This is a genomic window from Pseudomonas sp. zfem002, from assembly GCF_032621685.1.
GTDB classification, from domain to species: domain Bacteria; phylum Pseudomonadota; class Gammaproteobacteria; order Pseudomonadales; family Pseudomonadaceae; genus Aquipseudomonas; species Aquipseudomonas japonica.
The window spans coordinates 429,673-450,018 of sequence record NZ_JAVYJH010000001.1; the positions used below are offsets into that span (position 1 = coordinate 429,673).

Here is a 20,346-nt window from a genome sequence, read left to right on the forward strand (position 1 = left end):
CGGCACCCGACCGCCAGGGGCATCCGCGCCCGTCTCACTGGGGGTCGCCGCTCCCTGGGTGGTGGGTACCTGACCAGTACACTTACCAACAACTTTGCCCTGCTTGCTAGGGGCTCTTCAGTGTGAAAAAAGCCGTGAAAAGCCAACGACCTGTAAACCTAGACCTAAGGACCATCAAACTCCCGATCACCGCTTACACGTCCATTCTCCACCGCATCTCCGGCGTCATCCTGTTCCTGGGCCTGGCCATCATGCTTTACGCATTGGGCAAATCCCTGGGTTCCGAGGAAGGCTTTGGAGAGGTGAAGGCGTGTCTGACCAGTCCGCTGGCCAAGTTCGTGTTCTGGGGCCTGCTGTCCGCCTTGCTGTATCACCTGGTGGCCGGTGTGCGCCATCTGATCATGGACATGGGCATCGGTGAGACGCTGGAAGGCGGCAAACTGGGCTCGAAAATTGTCATCGTCATCTCCGTGGTGGTGATCGTTCTGGCGGGAGTTTGGATATGGTAACGAATGTCACGAACCTTTCGCGTTCGGGCCTCTATGACTGGATGGCGCAGCGCGTTTCTGCGGTCGTTCTCGCGGCTTACTTCATTTTCCTGATCGGCTACCTGGTAGCGCACCCTGGCATCGAATATGCCCAGTGGCACGCTCTGTTCTCCAATAACGCGATGCGTATCTTCAGTCTGCTGGCACTGGTTGCCCTGGGCGCTCACGCCTGGGTCGGCATGTGGACCATTGCAACCGACTACCTGACCCCTATGGCGTTCGGCAAATCGGCGACTGCGATTCGTTTCCTGTTCCAGGCGGTATGTGGTGTCGCGATGTTCGCGTACTTCGTCTGGGGTGTGCAGATTCTCTGGGGTATCTGATTCATGGCTATCATTCCAACGATTTCTTTCGACGCCATCATTGTTGGTGGCGGCGGTGCCGGCATGCGCGCTGCGCTGCAGCTGGCTCAGGGTGGTCACAAGACAGCCGTGATCACCAAGGTCTTCCCGACCCGTTCGCACACCGTATCCGCCCAGGGTGGCATCACCTGCGCCATCGCTTCGGCCGACCCGAACGACGACTGGCGCTGGCACATGTACGATACCGTCAAGGGTTCCGACTACATCGGTGACCAGGACGCTATCGAATACATGTGTCAGGAAGGTCCGGCCGCGGTCTTCGAGCTGGACCACATGGGCCTGCCGTTCTCCCGTACCGAAACCGGTCGTATCTACCAGCGTCCGTTCGGCGGTCAGTCCAAGGACTTCGGTAAAGGTGGCCAGGCCGCCCGTACCTGCGCCGCTTCCGACCGTACCGGTCACGCGCTGCTGCATACCCTGTACCAGGGCAACCTGAAGGCAGGCACCACCTTCCTCAACGAGTACTACGCAGTCGACCTGGTGAAGAACCAGGATGGCGCGTTCGTCGGTGTGATCGCGATCTGCATCGAAACCGGCGAAACCCAGTACATCCGTTCGAAGGCAACTGTACTGGCTACCGGCGGTGCCGGTCGTATCTACTCGTCGACCACCAACGCCCTGATCAACACCGGTGACGGCGTGGGCATGGCCCTGCGTGCTGGCGTTCCGGTGCAGGACATCGAGATGTGGCAGTTCCACCCAACCGGCATCGCCGGCGCAGGTGTACTGGTCACCGAAGGTTGCCGCGGTGAGGGTGGCTACCTGATCAACAAGCACGGCGAGCGTTTCATGGAGCGTTATGCTCCTAACGCGAAGGACCTCGCCGGTCGTGACGTCGTGGCCCGTTCGATGGTGAAAGAGATCATCGCCGGCAACGGCTGTGGCCCGAATGGCGACCACGTGATGCTGAAGCTCGACCACCTCGGCGAGGAAGTGCTGCACAGCCGCCTGCCAGGTATCTGCGAACTGTCGAAGACCTTCGCCCACGTCGACCCGGTCGTTGCTCCGGTTCCAGTGGTTCCTACCTGCCACTACATGATGGGCGGCGTTGCCACCAACATTCATGGCCAGGCGATCACCCAGGATGCCAACGGTCAGGATCAGATCATTCCAGGCCTGTTCGCGGTCGGTGAAGTCGCTTGCGTATCGGTTCACGGTGCCAACCGTCTGGGCGGCAACTCGCTGCTCGACCTGGTGGTCTTCGGTCGCGCTGCCGGCCTGCACCTGGAAAAGGCGCTGACCGACGGTATCGAATACCGCGACGCCAGCGACACCGACGTCGAAGTTGCCCTGAACCGCCTGAACAAGCTCAACGAGCGCACCACTGGCGAAGACGTCGCCAGCCTGAAGCGCGAGCTGCAGAGCTGCATGCAGAACTACTTCGGTGTATTCCGTACCGGCGAATACATGCAGAAAGGTATCGCGCAACTGGCCGATCTGCGTGAGCGCATCGCCAACGTCAAGATCAACGACAAGTCCCAGGCCTTCAACACCGCGCGTATCGAAGCGCTGGAGCTGCAGAACCTGCTGGAAGTCGCTGAAGCAACCGCCATCGCGGCCGAACACCGTAAAGAGTCCCGCGGCGCTCACGCCCGTGAAGACTACGAAGACCGTGACGACGAAAACTGGCTGTGCCACACCCTGTACTTCCCAGGTGAGAAGCGGGTTGCCAAACGTGCAGTCAACTTCGCGCCGAAGACCGTACCGGCGTTCGAACCAAAAGTCCGGACTTACTAAGGGTGGCCGCCATGTTGCAAGTTGAAGTTTATCGTTACAACCCGGATACCGACTCGGCACCCAAGACCCAGGTGTTCCAGGTCGATACCGGTGGCAAGGACCTGATGGTTCTGGACGTACTGGCGCTGATCAAGGAACAGGACGAAGGTTTCTCCTACCGTCGTTCCTGCCGTGAAGGCGTTTGCGGCTCCGACGGCATGAACATCAACGGCAAGAACGGCCTGGCGTGCATCACGCCGCTGTCCTCTGTCGTAAAAGGTAACAAGTTGGTCGTGCGTCCGCTGCCTGGTTTGCCGGTTATCCGTGACCTGGTCGTCGACATGAGCATCTTCTACAAGCAGTACGAGAAGGTGAAACCCTTCCTGCAGAACGACACGCCGGCTCCGGCCATCGAGCGTCTGCAGTCGCCGGAAGAACGTGACAAGCTGGACGGTCTGTACGAGTGCATCCTGTGCGCCTGCTGCTCGACCTCCTGCCCGTCGTTCTGGTGGAACCCTGACAAGTTCCTCGGCCCAGCCGCTCTGCTGCAGGCCTATCGCTTCCTGGCCGACAGCCGCGACACCAAGACCCAGGAGCGTCTGGCATCCCTGGATGACCCGTTCAGCGTATTCCGCTGCCGCGGGATCATGAACTGCGTGAACGTCTGCCCGAAAGGTCTGAACCCGACCAAGGCAATCGGCCACGTACGCAACATGCTGCTGCAAAGCGGTACCTGATTTGAAAGTGTTGTACCCGTAGTACGCCAAGGTGCGGGCGCGTAGCCCGCACCGAGGTGAAACCCGAGCGAGGGTCATAAGCCCGAGCTTTACCTATGAAGATATGATACCAGCAGGGGCATCCGGGCTGGTACCCGGTAAATCCGCGGGATCTTGCAGGCCTGGTTTTGTTGGGAAGACTCCAGGCTTACGTGGTTCTGCTGATCGAGGCCCCTAACCGAGGGTGACCAAGCATGCAAGAAAGCGTGATGCAGCGCATGTGGAACAGCGCCCACCTGTCAGGTGGTAACGCTGCATATGTGGAAGAGCTTTATGAGCTCTACCTGCACGACCCTAACGCTGTGCCAGAAGAGTGGCGCACCTACTTCCAGAAGTTGCCCGCCGAAGGCAGCACTGCTACCGATGTATCGCACTCGACGATCCGCGACCATTTCGTACTGCTGGCGAAGAACCAGCGCCGCGCCCAACCGGTATCCGCCGGGAGCGTGAGCAGTGAACACGAGAAGAAGCAGGTCGAAGTGCTGCGACTGATCCAGGCCTACCGTATGCGCGGCCACCAAGCCGCGAAGCTCGACCCGTTGGGGTTGTGGCAGCGCCCTGCGCCAGTAGACCTGTCGATCAATCATTACGGCTTGACCAATGCCGATCTTGATACGACCTTCCGTGCCGGCGACCTGTTCATCGGCAAGGAGGAAGCGAGCCTACGCGAAATTTTCGAAGCGTTGCAGCAGACATATTGTCGCACCATCGGCGCCGAGTTCACCCACATCGTCGACTCCGAGCAGCGCAGCTGGTTCCAGCAGCGTCTGGAGAGCGTGCGTGGCCGTCCGTCCTTCTCCGCCGACATCCAGAGCCACCTGCTCGAGCGCGTCACCGCGGCCGAGGGCCTGGAGAAATACCTGGGCACCAAGTACCCGGGCACCAAGCGTTTCGGCCTGGAAGGTGGCGAGAGCCTGATCCCGATGCTGGACGAAATGATCCAGCGTTCCGGCTCCTACGGCACCAAGGAAGTCGTGATCGGCATGGCCCACCGTGGCCGTCTGAACGTGCTGGTCAACACTTTCGGCAAGAACCCGCGCGAGCTGTTCGACGAGTTCGAAGGCAAGAAGAAGGTCGAGCTGGGCTCCGGTGACGTCAAGTATCACCAGGGCTTCTCCTCCAACGTGATGACCGCCGGTGGCGAAGTTCACCTGGCCATGGCGTTCAACCCGTCCCACCTGGAAATCGTCTCGCCAGTGGTGGAAGGTTCGGTACGCGCTCGCCAGGATCGCCGCAACGACACCGTTGGCGACAAGGTTCTGCCTATTTCCATCCACGGTGATGCCGCGTTCGCGGGTCAGGGCGTGGTCATGGAAACCTTCCAGATGTCGCAGACCCGCGGTTTCAAGACCGGCGGTACCGTGCACATCGTGATCAACAACCAGGTTGGTTTCACCATCAGCAATCCGCTGGACTCGCGTTCCACCGAGTACTGCACCGACGTCGCCAAGATGATCCAGGCGCCGATCCTGCACGTGAACGGCGACGATCCGGAAGCGGTGCTGTTCGTGACCCAGCTGGCGGTCGACTACCGCATGCAGTTCAAGCGTGACGTGGTCATCGACCTGGTCTGCTACCGTCGTCGCGGCCACAACGAGGCCGACGAGCCGAACGGCACCCAGCCGCTGATGTACCAGCAGATCTCCAAGCAGCGCACCACCCGTGAACTGTACGCCGACAGCCTGGTGCAGACCGGTCGTCTGGATGCCGAGCGCGTTCAGGCCAAGGTCGACGAGTACCGCAATGCCCTGGACAACGGCCTGCACGTGGTGAAGAGCCTGGTCAAGGAGCCGAACAAGGAGCTGTTCGTCGACTGGCGTCCGTACCTGGGCCACGCCTGGACCGCGCGTCACGACACCCGCTTCGACCTGAAGACCCTGCAGGAACTGTCCGCCAAGCTGCTGGAACTGCCGGAAGGCTTCGTGGTTCAGCGCCAGGTTTCGAAGATCTACGAAGATCGCCAGAAGATGCAGGCCGGTGGCTTGCCGATCAACTGGGGTTATGCCGAGACCATGGCTTACGCCACTCTGCAGTTCGAAGGTCACCCGATCCGCATGACCGGCCAGGACATCGGCCGCGGCACCTTCTCGCACCGCCACGCGGTGTTGCACAGCCAGAAGGACGCAAGCACCTACATCCCGCTGCAGAACCTGTTCCCGGGTCAGCCACGTTTCGACCTGTACGACTCGTTCCTGTCCGAAGAAGCGGTCCTGGCCTTCGAATACGGCTACTCGACCACCACGCCGAACGCGCTGGTGATCTGGGAAGCCCAGTTCGGTGACTTCGCCAACGGCGCGCAAGTGGTCGTCGACCAGTTCATCACCAGCGGCGAGCACAAGTGGGGCCGTCTGTGCGGTCTGACCATGCTGCTGCCTCACGGTTATGAAGGTCAGGGCCCCGAGCACTCCTCGGCACGCCTCGAGCGCTACCTGCAGCTGTGCGCCGAGCACAACGTCCAGGTCTGCGTACCGACCACCCCGGCACAGATCTACCATCTGCTGCGTCGCCAGGTGATCCGTCCGCTGCGCAAACCGCTGATCGTACTGACGCCGAAGTCGCTGCTGCGCCACAAGCTGGCCATCTCGACCCTGGAAGATCTGGCCGAAGGCTCGTTCCAGACCGTGATCCCGGAAATCGATAGCCTCGATCCGAAGAAAGTCACCCGTCTGGTCCTGTGCAGCGGCAAGGTCTACTACGATCTGCTGGAAAAACGCCGTGCCGAAGGTCGTGAAGACATCGCCATCGTGCGTATCGAACAGCTGTATCCGTTCCCTGAGGACGATCTGGTCGAAATCCTCGCGCCATACACCGAGCTGAAGAACGTCGTGTGGTGTCAGGAAGAACCGATGAACCAGGGCGCCTGGTACAGCAGCCAGCACCACATGCGTCGGATCCTCGGCCGCCACAACAAGGCCCTGGTCCTCGAGTACGCCGGTCGCGATGCGTCCGCCGCGCCAGCCTGTGGTTACGCTTCGATGCACGCCGAGCAGCAGGAAAAACTGCTGCAAGATGCCTTCACCGTTTAATGCCTCGCGCACCTGAAACCGAATTAAGGAACCACTGATAATGGCTATCGAGATCAAAGCCCCTACCTTCCCGGAATCGGTTGCCGACGGCACCGTTGCCACCTGGCACAAGAAACCGGGCGAAGCCGTCAAGCGTGACGACCTGATCGTCGACATCGAGACCGACAAGGTCGTCCTGGAAGTGCTGGCCACCGCTGACGGCGTGCTGGGCGCGATCGTCAAGGCCGAGGGCGACACCGTCCTGTCCGACGAAGTCCTGGGTTCGATCGAAGCCGGTGGCGCTGCCGCCGCTGCTCCTGCCGCCGCCCCGGCTGCCGCACCTGCCCAGGCCGCTGCCGCCGCCGACGCTGGCGAAGACGACCCGATCGCCGCTCCAGCCGCGCGCAAGCTGGCTGAAGAGAACGGCATCGACCTGGCTGCCGTCGCCGGTACCGGCAAAGGCGGTCGCGTGACCAAGGAAGACGTCGTGGCCGCCGTTGCCGCGAAGAAATCCGCTCCAGCCGCTGCACCTGCCGCCAAGCCGGCCGCTGCCGCCGCTGCTGCCGTGGTCACCGCCGCTGGCGACCGCACCGAGAAGCGTGTGCCGATGACCCGTCTGCGCGCCAAGATCGCCGAGCGTCTGGTCGAAGCACAGTCGAACATGGCCATGCTGACCACCTTCAACGAAGTCGACATGACCGAAGTCATGGCCCTGCGTTCGAAGTACAAGGACCTGTTCGAAAAGACCCACAATGGCGTGCGCCTGGGCTTCATGTCGTTCTTCGTCAAGGCTGCCACCGAAGCGCTGAAGCGTTTCCCAGCGGTCAACGCCTCGATCGACGGCAACGACATCGTCTACCACGGTTACGCGGACGTCGGCGTTGCCGTTTCCAGCGATCGTGGCCTGGTGGTACCGGTTCTGCGCAACGCCGAGTCGATGAGCCTGGCGGAAATCGAGAACGGCATCGCCACCTTCGGCAAGAAGGCCCGTGACGGCAAGCTGGCCATCGAAGAGATGACCGGTGGCACCTTCACCATCACCAACGGCGGTACCTTCGGTTCGATGATGTCGACCCCGATCGTCAACCCGCCGCAAGCCGCGATCCTCGGCATGCACAACATCATCCAGCGTCCTATGGCCGTGAACGGTCAGGTCGTGATCCGTCCGATGATGTACCTGGCGCTGTCCTACGACCACCGCCTGATCGACGGTAAAGAAGCCGTGACTTTCCTGGTGACCATCAAGAACCTGCTGGAAGACCCGGCGCGTCTGCTGCTGGATATCTAATACGCAGTCCCGGGGCGCGGGCGACGGACTTCATCTGAAGTCCTCGCTGCGCGCCCTGTGGCTAGCCGCTTGAAGCTATAAAGGAATCTTTTATGAGCCAGAAGTTCGACGTAGTAGTAATTGGTGCAGGTCCTGGCGGTTACGTGGCCGCCATCAAGGCCGCGCAACTGGGCTTCTCCACTGCCTGCATCGAGAAATACACCGATGGCGAAGGCAAACTGGCCCTGGGCGGTACCTGCCTGAACGTTGGCTGCATTCCATCCAAGGCGCTGCTGGACAGCTCCTGGAAGTACAAGGAAGCCAAAGAGAGCTTCAACGTCCATGGTATCTCCACCGGCGAAGTCAAGATGGACGTCGCCGCGATGGTTGGCCGCAAGGCTGGCATCGTCAAGAACCTGACCGGTGGCGTCGCCACCCTGTTCAAGGCCAACGGCGTCACCTCGATCCAGGGCCACGGCAAGCTGCTGGCCGGCAAGAAGGTCGAAGTCACCAAGCCTGACGGCACCACCGAAGTCATCGAAGCCGAGAACGTGATCCTCGCTTCCGGCTCCCGTCCGATCGACATTCCGCCGGCTCCGGTCGACCAGAACGTCATCGTCGACTCCACCGGCGCCCTGGAATTCCAGAGCGTGCCGAAGCGCCTGGGCGTCATCGGTGCCGGCGTCATCGGTCTGGAACTGGGTTCGGTCTGGGCTCGCCTGGGTGCCGAAGTCACCGTTCTGGAAGCGCTGGACACCTTCCTGATGGCCGCGGACACCGCGGTTTCCAAGGAAGCCCTGAAAACCCTGACCAAACAGGGTCTGGACATCAAGCTGGGCGCTCGCGTCACCGGTTCCAAGGTCAACGGCGAAGAAGTCGAAGTGACCTACACCGACGCCAACGGCGAACAGAAGATCGTGTTCGACAAGCTGATCGTCGCGGTCGGCCGTCGTCCGGTCACCACCGACCTGCTGGCCGCCGACAGCGGCGTGACCATCGACGAGCGCGGCTTCGTGTTCGTTGACGATCACTGCGCCACCAGCGTTCCGGGCGTATTCGCCATCGGTGACGTGGTTCGCGGCATGATGCTGGCGCACAAGGCGTCGGAAGAGGGCATCATGGTCGTCGAGCGCATCAAGGGCCACAAAGCCCAGATGAACTACGACCTGATCCCGTCGGTCATCTACACCCACCCGGAAATCGCCTGGGTCGGCAAGACCGAACAAGCCTTGAAGGCCGAGGGCGTTGAGGTTAACGTGGGCACCTTCCCGTTCGCGGCCAGCGGCCGTGCCATGGCTGCCAACGATACCGGTGGTTTCGTCAAGGTCATCGCCGATGCCAAGACCGACCGCGTCCTGGGCGTACACGTGATTGGCCCGAGCGCTGCCGAACTGGTGCAGCAGGGTGCAATCGCAATGGAATTCGGCACCAGTGCCGAAGACCTGGGCATGATGGTCTTCTCCCATCCGACCCTGTCCGAAGCGCTGCATGAAGCCGCGCTGGCCGTGAATGGCGGTGCCATCCACGTAGCCAACCGTAAGAAGCGTTAATTATAAGAAACCACGGCGGGCGGCCCGTCGTGAGTCTTGCGTGCATGACTCACCGCGGAAAGTCCGCCGGACTCGAACCCCCGGAGCATACCGGGGGCAAGCGGTCACAGGTGGCGCGGCACCCCTCACGGGCGCAGCGCCGAAGCGCAGTACCTAACGAAGACGGTAAAAAGCATGAATCTTCACGAGTATCAGGGTAAGCAGCTGTTCGCTGAATACGGCCTGCCAGTTTCCAAGGGTTTCGCAGTCGACACCCCTGAAGCTGCAGCAGAAGCCTGCGACAAGATCGGCGGTTCCGAGTGGGTTGTGAAAGCCCAGGTCCACGCGGGTGGTCGCGGTAAAGCGGGCGGCGTCAAGCTGGTTCGCAGCAAGGAAGACGCCAAGGCGTTCGCTGCGCAGTGGTTGGGCAAGAATCTGGTGACCTACCAGACTGACGCCAACGGTCAACCAGTTTCCAAGATCCTGGTCGAATCCTGCACCGACATCGCCAAAGAGCTGTATCTGGGCGCTGTGGTCGATCGTTCGAGCCGCCGCATCGTGTTCATGGCTTCCACCGAAGGTGGCGTGGACATCGAGAAAGTCGCTCACGACACTCCCGAGAAGATCCTCAAGGCAACCATCGATCCGCTGGTCGGCGCTCAGCCGTTCCAGGGTCGTGAGCTGGCGTTCCAGCTGGGTCTGGAAGGCAAGCAGGTACAACAGTTCGCCAAGATCTTCGTTGGCTTGGCCAAGCTGTTCAAGGATCACGATCTGGCCCTGCTGGAAGTGAACCCGCTGGTGATCAAGGCCGACGGCGATCTGCACTGCCTCGATGCCAAGATCAACATCGACGCCAACGCCATGTACCGTCAGCCGAAGCTGAAGACCTTCCACGACCCGTCCCAGGACGACGCCCGTGAAGCCCACGCCGCCAAGTTCGAACTGAACTACGTTGCCCTCGAAGGCAACATCGGCTGCATGGTCAACGGTGCCGGTCTGGCCATGGGTACCATGGACATCGTCAACCTGCACGGTGGCAAGCCAGCCAACTTCCTCGACGTTGGCGGCGGCGCGACCAAAGAGCGCGTTACCGAAGCCTTCAAGATCATTCTGTCCGACAGCAATGTCGCGGCCGTTCTGGTCAACATCTTCGGCGGCATCGTTCGCTGCGACATGATTGCCGAAGGCATCATCGGCGCGGTGAAGGAAGTCGGCGTGAAAGTACCGGTCGTCGTTCGCCTCGAAGGCAACAACGCCGAACTGGGCGCTAAAGTACTGGCAGAAAGCGGTTTGAACATCATTGCGGCCACCAGCCTGACCGACGCTGCTCAACAAGTTGTAAAAGCTGCGGAGGGCAAGTAATGAGCGTCCTGATCAATAAAGACACCAAAGTCATCTGCCAGGGCTTCACCGGCTCGCAAGGTACTTTCCACTCCGAACAAGCCATCGCCTACGGCACCAAGATGGTCGGCGGCGTTACCCCAGGCAAGGGTGGCACCACCCACCTGGGCCTGCCGGTGTTCAACACCGTCAAGGAAGCCGTGGAAGCTACCGGCGCCGATGCTTCGGTGATCTACGTTCCTGCTCCTTTCTGCAAGGACTCGATCCTGGAAGCGGCCTTCGGCGGCATCAAGCTGATCGTCTGCATCACCGAGGGTATTCCTACCCTCGACATGCTGGACGCCAAGGTCAAGTGCGACGAGCTGGGCGTTACCCTGATCGGCCCTAACTGCCCAGGCGTCATCACTCCGGGCGAGTGCAAGATCGGCATCATGCCAGGTCACATCCACCTGCCAGGCAAGGTCGGTATCGTTTCCCGTTCCGGCACCCTGACCTACGAAGCGGTCAAGCAGACCACTGACGCCGGTTTCGGTCAGTCCACCTGCGTCGGTATCGGCGGTGACCCGATCCCGGGCTCGAACTTCATCGACATCCTGAAGCTGTTCCAGGAAGACCCGAAAACCGAAGCCATCGTCATGATCGGCGAAATCGGTGGTTCGGCCGAAGAAGAAGCGGCTGCCTACATCAAGGCCAACGTGACCAAGCCAGTGGTTTCCTACATCGCCGGTGTGACTGCCCCAGCGGGCAAGCGCATGGGCCATGCTGGCGCCATCATCTCTGGCGGCAAGGGCACTGCGGACGAGAAATTCGCAGCCCTGCAGGACGCTGGCGTGAAAACCGTGCGTTCGCTGGCTGACATCGGCAAGGCCCTGGCCGAGCTGACCGGTTGGGAAGCGAAGAACTAAGATTCTTCGCTGATCCAGCAGAGAGAGGCCACCTTCGGGTGGCCTTTTTCGTTTCCGTGGCTCCCATACGGGCCGCGTGGCTTGATATGGCGCAACCGTTTGCGACATTCGGGTTCACTCATCGGACAAACCGCCCTGAAACCGTGCGCCAGAGCGGCAAATTGAGTACCATGCGCGTTCATTTCGTGTCCGCTGCCCAAAAGGAAGCGCCACGCTATAAAAGTCCGCCTCAATCAGGGCGGAAAAAACATTTCCCTAACCCAAGGGGAAATCCCTCTCTAAATTCCGATTTACGCAGTGTGGTATTTCCTTAAATGAAAGTTTTGAAAGGCCAGGACATCCTGGCGCTTGGCTTCATGACGTTCGCGTTGTTCGTCGGGGCCGGCAATATCATTTTCCCGCCTATCGTTGGTCTGCAATCCGGTCCGCACGTATGGATGGCGGCCCTCGGTTTCCTGGTGACCGCGGTTGGTCTGCCGGTGATCACCGTGGTCGCCCTGGCCAAGGTTGGTGGCGGCATGGACGAGTTGAGCAGCCCGATCGGCAAGATCGCCGGTGGTCTGCTGGCCGCGGCGGCTTACCTGGCGGTGGGCCCGTTGTTCGCCACCCCGCGTACCGCGACCGTGTCCTTCGAAGTCGGGGTCGCGCCACTGACCGGCGAGAGCCCGCTGGCGCTGTTCCTCTATAGCCTGGTGTACTTCCTGGTGGTGCTGGCGGTGTCCATGTATCCCGGCAAGCTGCTCGACACGGTCGGTCGCTTCCTCGCACCGCTGAAGATCATCGCGCTGGCCGCCCTTGGTATTGCTGCGTTCGCCCTGCCAGCCGGAACCATCGGCGATGCGCAGCCGGCATACGTCGCCGCGCCGTTCTCGCAGGGCTTCATCCAGGGTTACCTGACCATGGATACCCTGGGGGCGCTGGTGTTCGGCATCGTCATCGTCAACGCGATCCGTTCCCGCGGCGTCGAATCGCCACGCCTGATCACCCGCTACGCGGTGATCGCCGGCCTGATCGCCGGTGTCGGCCTGACCCTGGTCTACGTCAGCCTGTTCCGTCTGGGCGCCGGCAGCCATGACATCGCCGCGACCGCCACCAATGGCGCGGTGGTCCTGCATGCCTATGTGCAGCACACTTTCGGCTCCCTGGGCAGTGGCTTCCTGGCTGTACTGATCGCCCTGGCCTGCCTGGTCACCGCGGTCGGCCTGACCTGCGCCTGCGCCGAGTACTTCAGCCGTCTGCTGCCGCTGTCCTACCGCGCGCTGGTGGTGCTGCTGGCCGGATTCTCGCTGCTGGTGTCGAACCTCGGCCTGACCAAGCTGATCATGTTCTCCGTGCCGGTGCTCACCGCCATCTACCCGCCGTGCATCGTGCTGGTCGGCCTGAGCTTCTGCAAAGGCATGTGGCATTCGCAGACCCGCATCATGGCGCCGGTGATGGCCGTTTCGCTGATCTTCGGTGGCATCGACGCACTCAAGGGTGCCGGCTTCAACATGCCGGAATCCCTGGCCCACCTGCCGCTGAGCGAGCAGGGCCTGGCCTGGCTGGTGCCGTGCGTGGCGACCTTGTTCCTCGCGGTGGTCTGCGACCGCCTGCTGGGCAAGCCGCGCCAGGTCATCGCCTGACGGAAACATCCCGCGAGAGGGCAGGGCCACAAGCCATCGATGCCCCCTCGCGAATGCTTCTTCGAGCCCTGTCTCCGATCCGGAGGCGGGGCTTTTTCATGGGCGTGGGAAAATCGTGTCTTTTTTTGCCGCCTGGCGTCGAAACCCGGTCACTGCGCTTAACTGTGCAGGCCAACTTCGACCGGAACTGTCCATGAGCTTCATTGAAAACAACCTGACCAACCTGCTCGCCGCGCTGTGGTTCATCGTCTGCTGGGGCGGTTACACCCGCTACGCCACCTGGAAAGGCCGCGACACCGCCTGCCTGGCCAGTGTCATGCACCTCTACCGCGAAGACTGGATGCGCCGCATGCTCCTGCGCGACAACCGTATCGCCGACGCCAGCGTGATCGGCAACCTGGAGCGCAACGCTTCGTTCTTCGCCTCCAGCACCCTGATCATCCTCGCCGGCATCCTGACCGTCCTCGGCGCCTCGGACCGCGCCCTGTCGTTGCTGGCCGACCTGCCGCTGGTGCAGCAGACCTCGCAGAGCATGTCGGAGATCAAGCTGCTGTGCCTGGCGATCGTCTTCGTCTATGCCTTCTTCACCTTCAGTTGGTGCATGCGCCAATACAACTTTGCCGCGGTGCTGGTGGGGTCGGCGCCGATGATCGGCGAACGCCAGGTCAGCGAACTGGAGCGCAAGGCTTTCGCTTCGCGGGCGGCGCGGGTGATTTCGCTGGCGGCCAACCAGTTCAACTTCGGTCTGCGCTCCTATTACTTCGGCATGGCCTTGCTGAGCTGGTTCATCAGTCCCTGGGCGTTCATGGGGATGAGTGCGGGGGTAGTGTTGATTCTCTACCGTCGGGAATTCCATTCCGACGTTCTCGAGGTGATGGTCTATACCCCGACGGAGGCCTTGGTGGCTGAGCCGGGCAAAGAGACGCAAACATAATTGCGACGTGGAAGTATTCTCGTATAAATAAAAAACCCGACCGAAGTCGGGTTTTCTTATTCCAGCAGTAATTACTGCTTGGCTGGCTCGGCCGGAGCGGCTGGGGCAGCCGGTGCGGCTTCTGGGGCCGGAGCAGCAGGAGCAGCTTCTTCAGCGGCTTTTTGTTCAGCTTCGGCGGAGTCTTTGGCGGCTTCGGCGTTTTCTTTCGCGGCCTCGTTCACTTTATCCTGAGCTTCGTCCATCTTCTGCTGGGCTTGCTCGGCATGTTTTTGAGCGTCCTGAGCCTTGTCTTCGCTGGCTTTGTCGCAAGCGGCGAGGCCCAGAGCGGCGGCGAGCATGACGGCATAAGCAAAAGGTTTACGCATGGGGTGTTTCTCCTTGTGGAATAACATTACTTAAACCGTTTGAGTTGTCCCTGGGGGTTTAAGTTCCGCGCACGATACACATATATAAGTTACGGATCCATATAGACTTTTTTCTTGGCTTGTGCAGGTCCGCACAATTATGGAGAAATCTTCGCGAATGAATGAATCGTCGCTGCTGGAACGGGCCAGGCGCTTCCTTGGGGCATTGCGTCATTGCCAGAAACTGAACATGCAAGTTCATTCGGTGGACGCAGAGGGCATTGTCCTGCGTTTGCCCTATTCTTCTTCGATCGTCGGCAACCCGCAGACTGGAGCCATTCACGGTGGTGCCATCACCACCCTGATGGACACTGCGCTGGGCATGGCCACGCTGTGCGCGCTGCCGGAGTTCGAGGTCTGTCCGACCCTGGACCTGCGCATCGACTACATGAGCCCCGGGCTCGCCGACCAGGATGTGTTCGGTCATGCCCACTGCTACCGGGTCAGCCGCGATGTGATCTTCATCCGCGGTACCGCTTATCAGGCCGATCCGGCACAACCCATCGCCCAGGTGGTGGGCACCTATATGCGCCTGGGCAAGGACATCAAGGGCGGCATCAATTTCGCCCGCAAGCTCAAGGGAGAAGGGCAATGATCCCGGACGACATCCACCAGCAGCTGCGCGAGGCGCACAGTCGCGGCGACTACTCTGCCTTGCTGCAACTGATCCCCTATGCAGGCCTCATCGGCATCGAATGCAGCCGCGACGGCGACGACCTGCTGTTTCGCCTGCCGGCCAACCCGGACAACATCGGCAATCCGTTGCTGCCGGCGATCCACGGCGGGGTGATCGCCGGGTTTATGGAACTGGCTGCTGCGCTGTACCTGCTGATCTTCAGCGAAAGCGCGAGCATTCCGAAGATCATCGACTTTTCCATCGACTACCTGCGCGCCGGGCACTTCCGCGATACCTATGCGCGCTGCCAGTTGTGGCGGCAGGGGCGGCGGGTGACCAACGTGGCGATCACCGCCTGGCAGGGCGATGCCGGCGAACCCATCGCCACCGCCCGCGCGCATTTCAAGATCAAAGAGGCGGGCGTGCCCTTGAAATAGTCCGTCACGTCCCCATCTGCTGTTCATCCCGCTGCGACTGGCGAGGTGTGGCCCGGAAGGCCTGCCTGCCAGCGTGAACAATGCCATCAGATCGGAGTTTTGAAGACCATGAGTGTGGAGACTCAAAAACAAACCCTGGGCTTCCAGACCGAGGTGAAGCAACTGCTGCACCTCATGATCCATTCGCTGTACTCGAACAAGGAGATCTTTCTCCGCGAGCTGATTTCCAACGCCTCCGACGCCGTGGACAAGCTGCGCTTCGAAGCGCTGGCCAAGCCGGAGCTGCTCGAAGGCGGTGCCGACCTGAAGATCCGCGTCAGCTTCGACAAGGATGCCAACACCGTCACCCTCGAGGACAACGGCATCGGCATGAGCCGCGATGAAGTGATCGCGCACCTGGGCACCATCGCCAAGTCCGGCACCGCCGACTTCATGAAGAACCTCACCGGCGACCAGAAGAAGGACTCGCACCTGATCGGTCAGTTCGGCGTGGGCTTCTATTCCGCGTTCATCGTCGCCGACCAGGTCGATGTGTTCAGCCGCCGTGCCGGCCTGCCTGCCGCTGAAGGCGTGCACTGGTCGTCGAAAGGCGAGGGCGACTTCGAGGTCGCCACCGTCGACAAGGCCGAGCGCGGTACCCGCATTGTCCTGCACCTGAAGAAGGGCGAGGAAGAGTTCGCCGACGGCTGGCGCCTGCGCAATATCGTCAAGAAGTACTCCGACCACATCGCCCTGCCGATCGAGCTGCCCAAGCAGGCCGAAGCCGCCGAAGGCGAGGACAAGCCGGCCGAGGAATGGGAAACCGTTAACCGCGCCAGCGCCCTCTGGACCCGTCCGCGTACCGAGATCAAGGACGAGGAATACCAGGAGTTCTACAAGCACATCGGCCACGATTTCGAGAACCCGCTGGCCTGGAGCCACAACAAGGTCGAAGGCAAGCTCGAGTACAACTCGCTGCTGTTCGTCCCGGCCCGCGCACCGTTCGACCTGTACCAGCGCGAAGCACCGCGCGGCCTGAAGCTGTACGTGCAGCGCGTGTTCATCATGGACCAGGCCGAGTCCTTCCTGCCGCTGTACCTGCGCTTCATCAAGGGTGTGGTCGATTCCAACGACCTGTCGCTGAACGTCTCCCGCGAGATCCTGCAGAAAGACCCGATCATCGACTCGATGAAGTCGGCGCTGACCAAGCGCGTGCTGGACATGCTGGAGAAGCTGGCGAAGAACGAACCCGAGCAGTACAAGGCGTTCTGGAAGAACTTCGGCCAGGTGCTCAAGGAAGGCCCGGCGGAAGACTTCGCCAACAAGGAGAAGATCGCCGGCCTGCTGCGCTTCGCCTCGACCCATGAAGAGGGTGGCGAGCAGAGCGTGGCCCTGGCCGACTACCTGGCCCGCGCCAAGGAAGGTCAGGACAAGATCTACTTCCTCACCGGCGAGTCCTACGCGCAGGTCAAGAACAGCCCGCACCTGGAAGTCTTCCGCAAGAAAGGCATCGAAGTGCTGCTGCTGACCGACCGTATCGACGAGTGGCTGATGAGCTACCTCAACGAATTCGATGGCAAGAGCTTCGTCGACGTCGCCCGTGGCGACCTGGACCTGGGCAAGCTGGACTCGGACGAGGACAAGAAGGCCCAGGAAGAGATCGCCAAGGACAAGGAAGGCCTGGTCGAGCGCCTCAAGGCCGCGCTGGGTGACAGCGTCAGCGAGGTGCGCGTGTCGCATCGCCTGACCGATTCGCCGGCGATTCTCGCCATCGGCGAACAGGACCTCGGCCTGCAGATGCGCCAGATCCTCGAAGCCAGCGGGCAGAAGGTGCCGGATTCCAAGCCGATCTTCGAATTCAACCCGAGCCACCCGCTGATCGAGAAGCTGGACAACGAGCAGAGCGAAGACCGTTTCGCCGACTTCTCGCACATCCTCTTCGATCAGGCCGCCCTGGCCGCCGGCGACAGCCTGAAGGACCCGGCTGCCTATGTGCGCCGGCTGAACAAGCTGCTGGTCGAACTGTCAGTCTGATCTGATGCACGAAAAGCCCGCCTCGGCGGGCTTTTTTCATGGTCCAAGGAGAATCCGATGAGCAAGGTGACAATCGAATCGCTGGTCTATCACCTCGGCGGCAAGGCCTATGAAAGCCGCCTGCTGTACACCCACGGCGCAGCGCAGCAGCCGGCGCTGATCATGGCGCCGAACTGGATGGGGGTGACCGAGGGTGCCGAGCGCATCGCCCGTGCGGTGGCCGAGCAGGGTTATGTGGTGTTGATCGCCGACCTCTACGGTCAATCGCTGCGGCCGCAGAATGCCGAGGAAGCCGGTGCGGCGATGATGCCGCTGAAGAACGACCGCGCCGAGCTGCGCAAGCGCATGCAGGCGGCGCTGGCCCAGTTGCTGGGGCAGTCGAAGGCCGTCCTGACCCCGGGCAAACTGGCGGCGTTCGGTTTCTGCTTCGGTGGTTGCTGTGCCCTGGAGCTCGCCCGCGCTGGCGCGCCGCTGCAGGCCGCGGTGTCGTTCCACGGCACGCTGGATACACCGAATCCGGCGGACGCGAACAACATCAAGGGCGCGGTGCTGGTGCTGCACGGCGCGGCCGACCCGCTGGTGCCGAAGGAGCAGTTGCCGGCGTTCGAGGCCGAGATGAATGCCGCCGGGGTGGACTGGCAACTGACCAGCTATGGCGGTGCGGTGCACTCGTTCACCGACCCGGGGGCGAATGTGCCGGGCAAGATGATGTATGACGCACGGACCGCCAAGCGGGCGTTCACGGCGATGCACAATCTGCTGGAAGAAGTGTTCAAGGCTTGAGGGCCTCATCGCGGGCAACGCCCGCTCCCACAGGGTCCGGTGTCCGCCGATTCGTTGTGGGAGCGGGCGTTGCCCGCGATGGCTGACTTCAGGGCAACTCGATCCTCCCTGTCTCCCCCGCAACCACCGGCCAATCCCCGGCCGCCCAGCGTTCCCGGGCTTTCTCGATCAAGGCCGGATCACTCGCCACGAAATTCCAGTTCATCCGCCGCGGCCCATCCAGCGGCGCGCCGCCAAAGATCACCAGGTGAGACTCACCTTCGGCATGCAGGCTGAATTCCTCGCCCTCCGCCAGCACCACCAGGGTCTGCGGCTCCAGCACCTCGTCATCCAGGCGAACCTCGCCGGACAGCACATACACCGCCCGCTCCCGATGTTCGGGCGGCACGCACAGGGTCGTCGCCGTTTCCATGAACACTTCGGCATACAGAGTCGGGGAGAGCACCGGTACCGGCGACGCCAGGCAGAACCCGCTGCCGGCGATCATGCGGATCCGCACCCCCAGCGCCTCGCTCAGCGGCAGGCTGGCGGCGGGGTGATGGCTATAGTGCCCGGCACCCTGTTCGTGCTCCCTGGGCGACGCCAGCCACACCTGCAGGCCGTGCAAGCGTGAGCCACGCTGCAGCAGGTCCGCCGGCGTGCGTTCGACATGCGCCACCGCCGCCCCGGCGGTCATCCAGCTCACCTCTCCCGGCCCGACCCGCTGCTCCGAGCCGAGACTGTCCTTGTGCAGCAGTTCGCCTTCGAACAGGTAGGTCAGGGTGGACAGGCCGATATGCGGATGCTGGCGGATATCCATGCCATGGCCGGCGGCGTAGTCCGTTTCCAGCATATGGTCGAAGAACACGAAGGGCCCGACGCTGCGGCATTTCGCCGAGGGCAGCGGGCGCAGGATCGGTTGGCCCTCGATCGATTCGGCGCGCGGGCGGATTACCAGGGGCGAGGTCATGGGCGGGCTCCAGCAAGAACGACGTCGGCCTAGCATAGCGAACCGGTGTAGGCAGCGCGCGGTCTACCCTGTCCGAGGCATGACGAATGAGGGTGGGAATGCTTGCCAGAACTCTGGGCGGACTGCTGTTCGCCGGCGTGCTGATCGCCGAAACCCAGGCGCGGGAATATCACTACAGCGACGCGCATCTGCACTACGTCGATTTCTTCCAGGAAAGCGAGGGTATGCCCGCATTGCTGGAGGCCATGGACAAGGCGCGGGTCGATCAGGCGATGATCAGCGGTATTCCGGTGGCCAAGAAATGGCATGAAGACGAACCCAAGCGCCCGCGCTACTACGCCGGCGACGATGCCGATGCCTACTGGTACAGCGCCACCGATCTCTACGTTGCCGCGGCCCTGGAAAAGCTCGCGCCCCAGCAGCGCAGGCGCTTCCACCCGTTTCTCTCCGGTTTCAACCCGGTGGACAAGAATGCGGTGACCCATATCGAGCGCATGCTGGAGCTGTATCCGGGGCTGTGGCAAGGCATCGGCGAGGTGTTCACCCGTCACGACGACCTCACCGCCCTGACCAGCGGCGACACGCCGCGGGCCAACAACGAGGCGATGACGCGCATCTATCACCTCGCCGCCGAGCAGGACCTGCCGGTGCTGCTGCACTCCAACATCACCTCCAAGCGCGAGCGCAACCCGCTGTACCTGGCGGAAATCGAGGAGCCGCTGCGCAATCATCCGCACACCCGCTTCATCTGGGCCCACGCCGGCAGCAGCATGGAGATCCACCGCCACCAGACGCAGATGGACTTCCTCTTGCCGACCCTCGAACGCCTGCTGGAGGACTATCCGAACCTGTATGTCGACCTCTCCTGGAGCGTGCTGCAGCCTTACCTGCTCGATGACCAGGGCAAGCCGCGGGCCGAGTGGCTGGCCCTGGTCAAGCGTTTTCCGGAGCGCTTCATGCTCGGCTCCGACGTGGTCGGGCGCTTCTCCAGCCTCGGCGAGCAACTGCATGGCTTCGACCCGTTCCTCGACGCCTTGCCCGAGGACGTCGCGCGCAAGGTGGCCCGGGAAAACTTCCTCGCGGTACTGCCGAAGCCGCGTTGAGCGGGATTGTCATCAGCCTGTCATGCCCGAGTCATA

General features: G+C 62.0%; 18 protein-coding genes. 16 read left to right on the forward strand and 2 right to left on the reverse strand.

Features of this window, described 5'->3' with window-relative positions; genetic code table 11:
- Positions 1–122: 122 nt before the first annotated feature.
- The 11 genes from sdhC to RTI28_RS01990 all read left to right on the forward strand — a co-directional run bounded on the left by sdhC (position 123) and on the right by RTI28_RS01990 (position 14,005).
- Positions 123–509, forward strand: a complete 387-nt coding sequence (sdhC, locus tag RTI28_RS01940; protein ID WP_170946391.1) for a succinate dehydrogenase, cytochrome b556 subunit — start codon at positions 123–125, stop codon at positions 507–509.
- Positions 503–871: a succinate dehydrogenase, hydrophobic membrane anchor protein gene (sdhD, locus tag RTI28_RS01945; protein ID WP_009396297.1), complete on the forward strand. Its 369-nt coding sequence runs from the start codon at positions 503–505 to the stop codon at positions 869–871. The genes sdhC and sdhD overlap by 7 nt, the downstream gene beginning before the upstream one ends.
- Positions 872–874: 3 nt before the next feature.
- Positions 875–2,647 (forward strand): succinate dehydrogenase flavoprotein subunit, encoded by a 1,773-nt coding sequence (gene sdhA / locus RTI28_RS01950; RefSeq protein WP_316918876.1) that lies wholly within the window; start codon positions 875–877, stop codon positions 2,645–2,647.
- Between the two features lie 11 nt (positions 2,648–2,658).
- The gene (locus RTI28_RS01955; protein WP_009396299.1) at positions 2,659–3,363 is read left to right on the forward strand and encodes a succinate dehydrogenase iron-sulfur subunit; all 705 of its coding nucleotides are present in this window, start codon (positions 2,659–2,661) and stop codon (positions 3,361–3,363) included.
- A gap of 233 nt (positions 3,364–3,596) precedes the next feature.
- On the forward strand, positions 3,597–6,428 hold the full coding sequence (locus tag RTI28_RS01960) for a 2-oxoglutarate dehydrogenase E1 component (protein WP_316918877.1): 2,832 nt from the start codon (positions 3,597–3,599) through the stop codon (positions 6,426–6,428).
- A gap of 40 nt (positions 6,429–6,468) precedes the next feature.
- Positions 6,469–7,695, forward strand: coding sequence for a 2-oxoglutarate dehydrogenase complex dihydrolipoyllysine-residue succinyltransferase (odhB, locus tag RTI28_RS01965; RefSeq protein ID WP_316918878.1), 1,227 nt, complete (start codon positions 6,469–6,471; stop codon positions 7,693–7,695).
- Positions 7,696–7,787: 92 nt separating this feature from the next.
- Complete coding sequence (lpdA, locus tag RTI28_RS01970) at positions 7,788–9,224, forward strand: dihydrolipoyl dehydrogenase (RefSeq protein ID WP_316918879.1); 1,437 nt, start codon at positions 7,788–7,790, stop codon at positions 9,222–9,224.
- Positions 9,225–9,398: 174 nt separating this feature from the next.
- Entirely contained in the window at positions 9,399–10,565 is a 1,167-nt protein-coding gene (gene sucC / locus RTI28_RS01975) for an ADP-forming succinate--CoA ligase subunit beta (RefSeq protein ID WP_023629628.1), read from the forward strand.
- Entirely contained in the window at positions 10,565–11,449 is an 885-nt protein-coding gene (gene sucD, locus RTI28_RS01980) for a succinate--CoA ligase subunit alpha (RefSeq protein WP_316918880.1), read from the forward strand. Before sucC ends, sucD begins: the two co-directional genes overlap by 1 nt.
- Positions 11,450–11,763: 314 nt before the next feature.
- Entirely contained in the window at positions 11,764–13,071 is a 1,308-nt protein-coding gene (brnQ, locus tag RTI28_RS01985) for a branched-chain amino acid transport system II carrier protein (protein WP_316918881.1), read from the forward strand.
- A gap of 193 nt (positions 13,072–13,264) precedes the next feature.
- Entirely contained in the window at positions 13,265–14,005 is a 741-nt protein-coding gene (locus tag RTI28_RS01990; RefSeq protein ID WP_316918882.1) for a DUF599 domain-containing protein, read from the forward strand.
- A 71-nt stretch (positions 14,006–14,076) separates the two neighbouring features.
- On the opposite strand, the gene RTI28_RS01995 is transcribed toward RTI28_RS01990, so the two are convergent.
- Complete coding sequence (locus RTI28_RS01995) at positions 14,077–14,370, reverse strand: hypothetical protein (protein ID WP_084702638.1); 294 nt, start codon at positions 14,368–14,370, stop codon at positions 14,077–14,079.
- A gap of 157 nt (positions 14,371–14,527) precedes the next feature.
- On the opposite strand from RTI28_RS01995, the gene RTI28_RS02000 reads away from it, so the two are divergent.
- From RTI28_RS02000 to RTI28_RS02015, 4 genes are all read left to right on the forward strand, one after another.
- Positions 14,528–15,004, forward strand: coding sequence for a PaaI family thioesterase (locus tag RTI28_RS02000; RefSeq protein WP_316918883.1), 477 nt, complete (start codon positions 14,528–14,530; stop codon positions 15,002–15,004).
- Entirely contained in the window at positions 15,001–15,462 is a 462-nt protein-coding gene (locus RTI28_RS02005) for a PaaI family thioesterase (protein ID WP_316918884.1), read from the forward strand. The genes RTI28_RS02000 and RTI28_RS02005 overlap by 4 nt, the downstream gene beginning before the upstream one ends.
- A 108-nt stretch (positions 15,463–15,570) precedes the next feature.
- Complete coding sequence (htpG, locus tag RTI28_RS02010; RefSeq protein ID WP_316918885.1) at positions 15,571–17,475, forward strand: molecular chaperone HtpG; 1,905 nt, start codon at positions 15,571–15,573, stop codon at positions 17,473–17,475.
- A 57-nt stretch (positions 17,476–17,532) separates the two neighbouring features.
- A complete protein-coding gene (locus RTI28_RS02015) occupies positions 17,533–18,258 on the forward strand; it encodes a dienelactone hydrolase family protein (RefSeq protein WP_316918886.1) in 726 nt (241 codons plus the stop codon).
- An 88-nt stretch (positions 18,259–18,346) separates the two neighbouring features.
- Here the strand turns inward: RTI28_RS02015 and RTI28_RS02020 are convergent, their stop codons facing one another.
- Complete coding sequence (locus RTI28_RS02020; protein WP_316918887.1) at positions 18,347–19,207, reverse strand: pirin family protein; 861 nt, start codon at positions 19,205–19,207, stop codon at positions 18,347–18,349.
- A gap of 98 nt (positions 19,208–19,305) precedes the next feature.
- Here RTI28_RS02020 and RTI28_RS02025 point away from each other — a divergent pair, with 98 nt between their 5' ends.
- Complete coding sequence (locus RTI28_RS02025; protein WP_316918888.1) at positions 19,306–20,310, forward strand: amidohydrolase family protein; 1,005 nt, start codon at positions 19,306–19,308, stop codon at positions 20,308–20,310.
- Positions 20,311–20,346 lie beyond the last annotated feature (36 nt).

What these genes read in the sequence shown, in the direction of transcription:
- lpdA (WP_316918879.1), top strand. Translation starts at nt 7,788, where the DNA reads ATGAGCCAGAAGTTCGACGTAGTAGTAATTGGTGCAGGTCCTGGCGGT.
- RTI28_RS01990 (WP_316918882.1), top strand. Translation starts at nt 13,265, where the DNA reads ATGAGCTTCATTGAAAACAACCTGACCAACCTGCTCGCCGCGCTGTGG.
- RTI28_RS02000 (WP_316918883.1), top strand. Translation starts at nt 14,528, where the DNA reads ATGAATGAATCGTCGCTGCTGGAACGGGCCAGGCGCTTCCTTGGGGCA.
- RTI28_RS02025 (WP_316918888.1), top strand. Translation starts at nt 19,306, where the DNA reads ATGCTTGCCAGAACTCTGGGCGGACTGCTGTTCGCCGGCGTGCTGATC.
- sdhA (WP_316918876.1), top strand. Translation starts at nt 875, where the DNA reads ATGGCTATCATTCCAACGATTTCTTTCGACGCCATCATTGTTGGTGGC.
- RTI28_RS01955 (WP_009396299.1), top strand. Translation starts at nt 2,659, where the DNA reads ATGTTGCAAGTTGAAGTTTATCGTTACAACCCGGATACCGACTCGGCA.
- brnQ (WP_316918881.1), top strand. Translation starts at nt 11,764, where the DNA reads ATGAAAGTTTTGAAAGGCCAGGACATCCTGGCGCTTGGCTTCATGACG.
- RTI28_RS02015 (WP_316918886.1), top strand. Translation starts at nt 17,533, where the DNA reads ATGAGCAAGGTGACAATCGAATCGCTGGTCTATCACCTCGGCGGCAAG.
- RTI28_RS02005 (WP_316918884.1), top strand. Translation starts at nt 15,001, where the DNA reads ATGATCCCGGACGACATCCACCAGCAGCTGCGCGAGGCGCACAGTCGC.
- sucD (WP_316918880.1), top strand. Translation starts at nt 10,565, where the DNA reads ATGAGCGTCCTGATCAATAAAGACACCAAAGTCATCTGCCAGGGCTTC.
- sdhD (WP_009396297.1), top strand. Translation starts at nt 503, where the DNA reads ATGGTAACGAATGTCACGAACCTTTCGCGTTCGGGCCTCTATGACTGG.
- odhB (WP_316918878.1), top strand. Translation starts at nt 6,469, where the DNA reads ATGGCTATCGAGATCAAAGCCCCTACCTTCCCGGAATCGGTTGCCGAC.
- sucC (WP_023629628.1), top strand. Translation starts at nt 9,399, where the DNA reads ATGAATCTTCACGAGTATCAGGGTAAGCAGCTGTTCGCTGAATACGGC.
- RTI28_RS02020 (WP_316918887.1), bottom strand. Translation starts at nt 19,207, where the DNA reads ATGACCTCGCCCCTGGTAATCCGCCCGCGCGCCGAATCGATCGAGGGC.
- htpG (WP_316918885.1), top strand. Translation starts at nt 15,571, where the DNA reads ATGAGTGTGGAGACTCAAAAACAAACCCTGGGCTTCCAGACCGAGGTG.
- RTI28_RS01960 (WP_316918877.1), top strand. Translation starts at nt 3,597, where the DNA reads ATGCAAGAAAGCGTGATGCAGCGCATGTGGAACAGCGCCCACCTGTCA.
- RTI28_RS01995 (WP_084702638.1), bottom strand. Translation starts at nt 14,370, where the DNA reads ATGCGTAAACCTTTTGCTTATGCCGTCATGCTCGCCGCCGCTCTGGGC.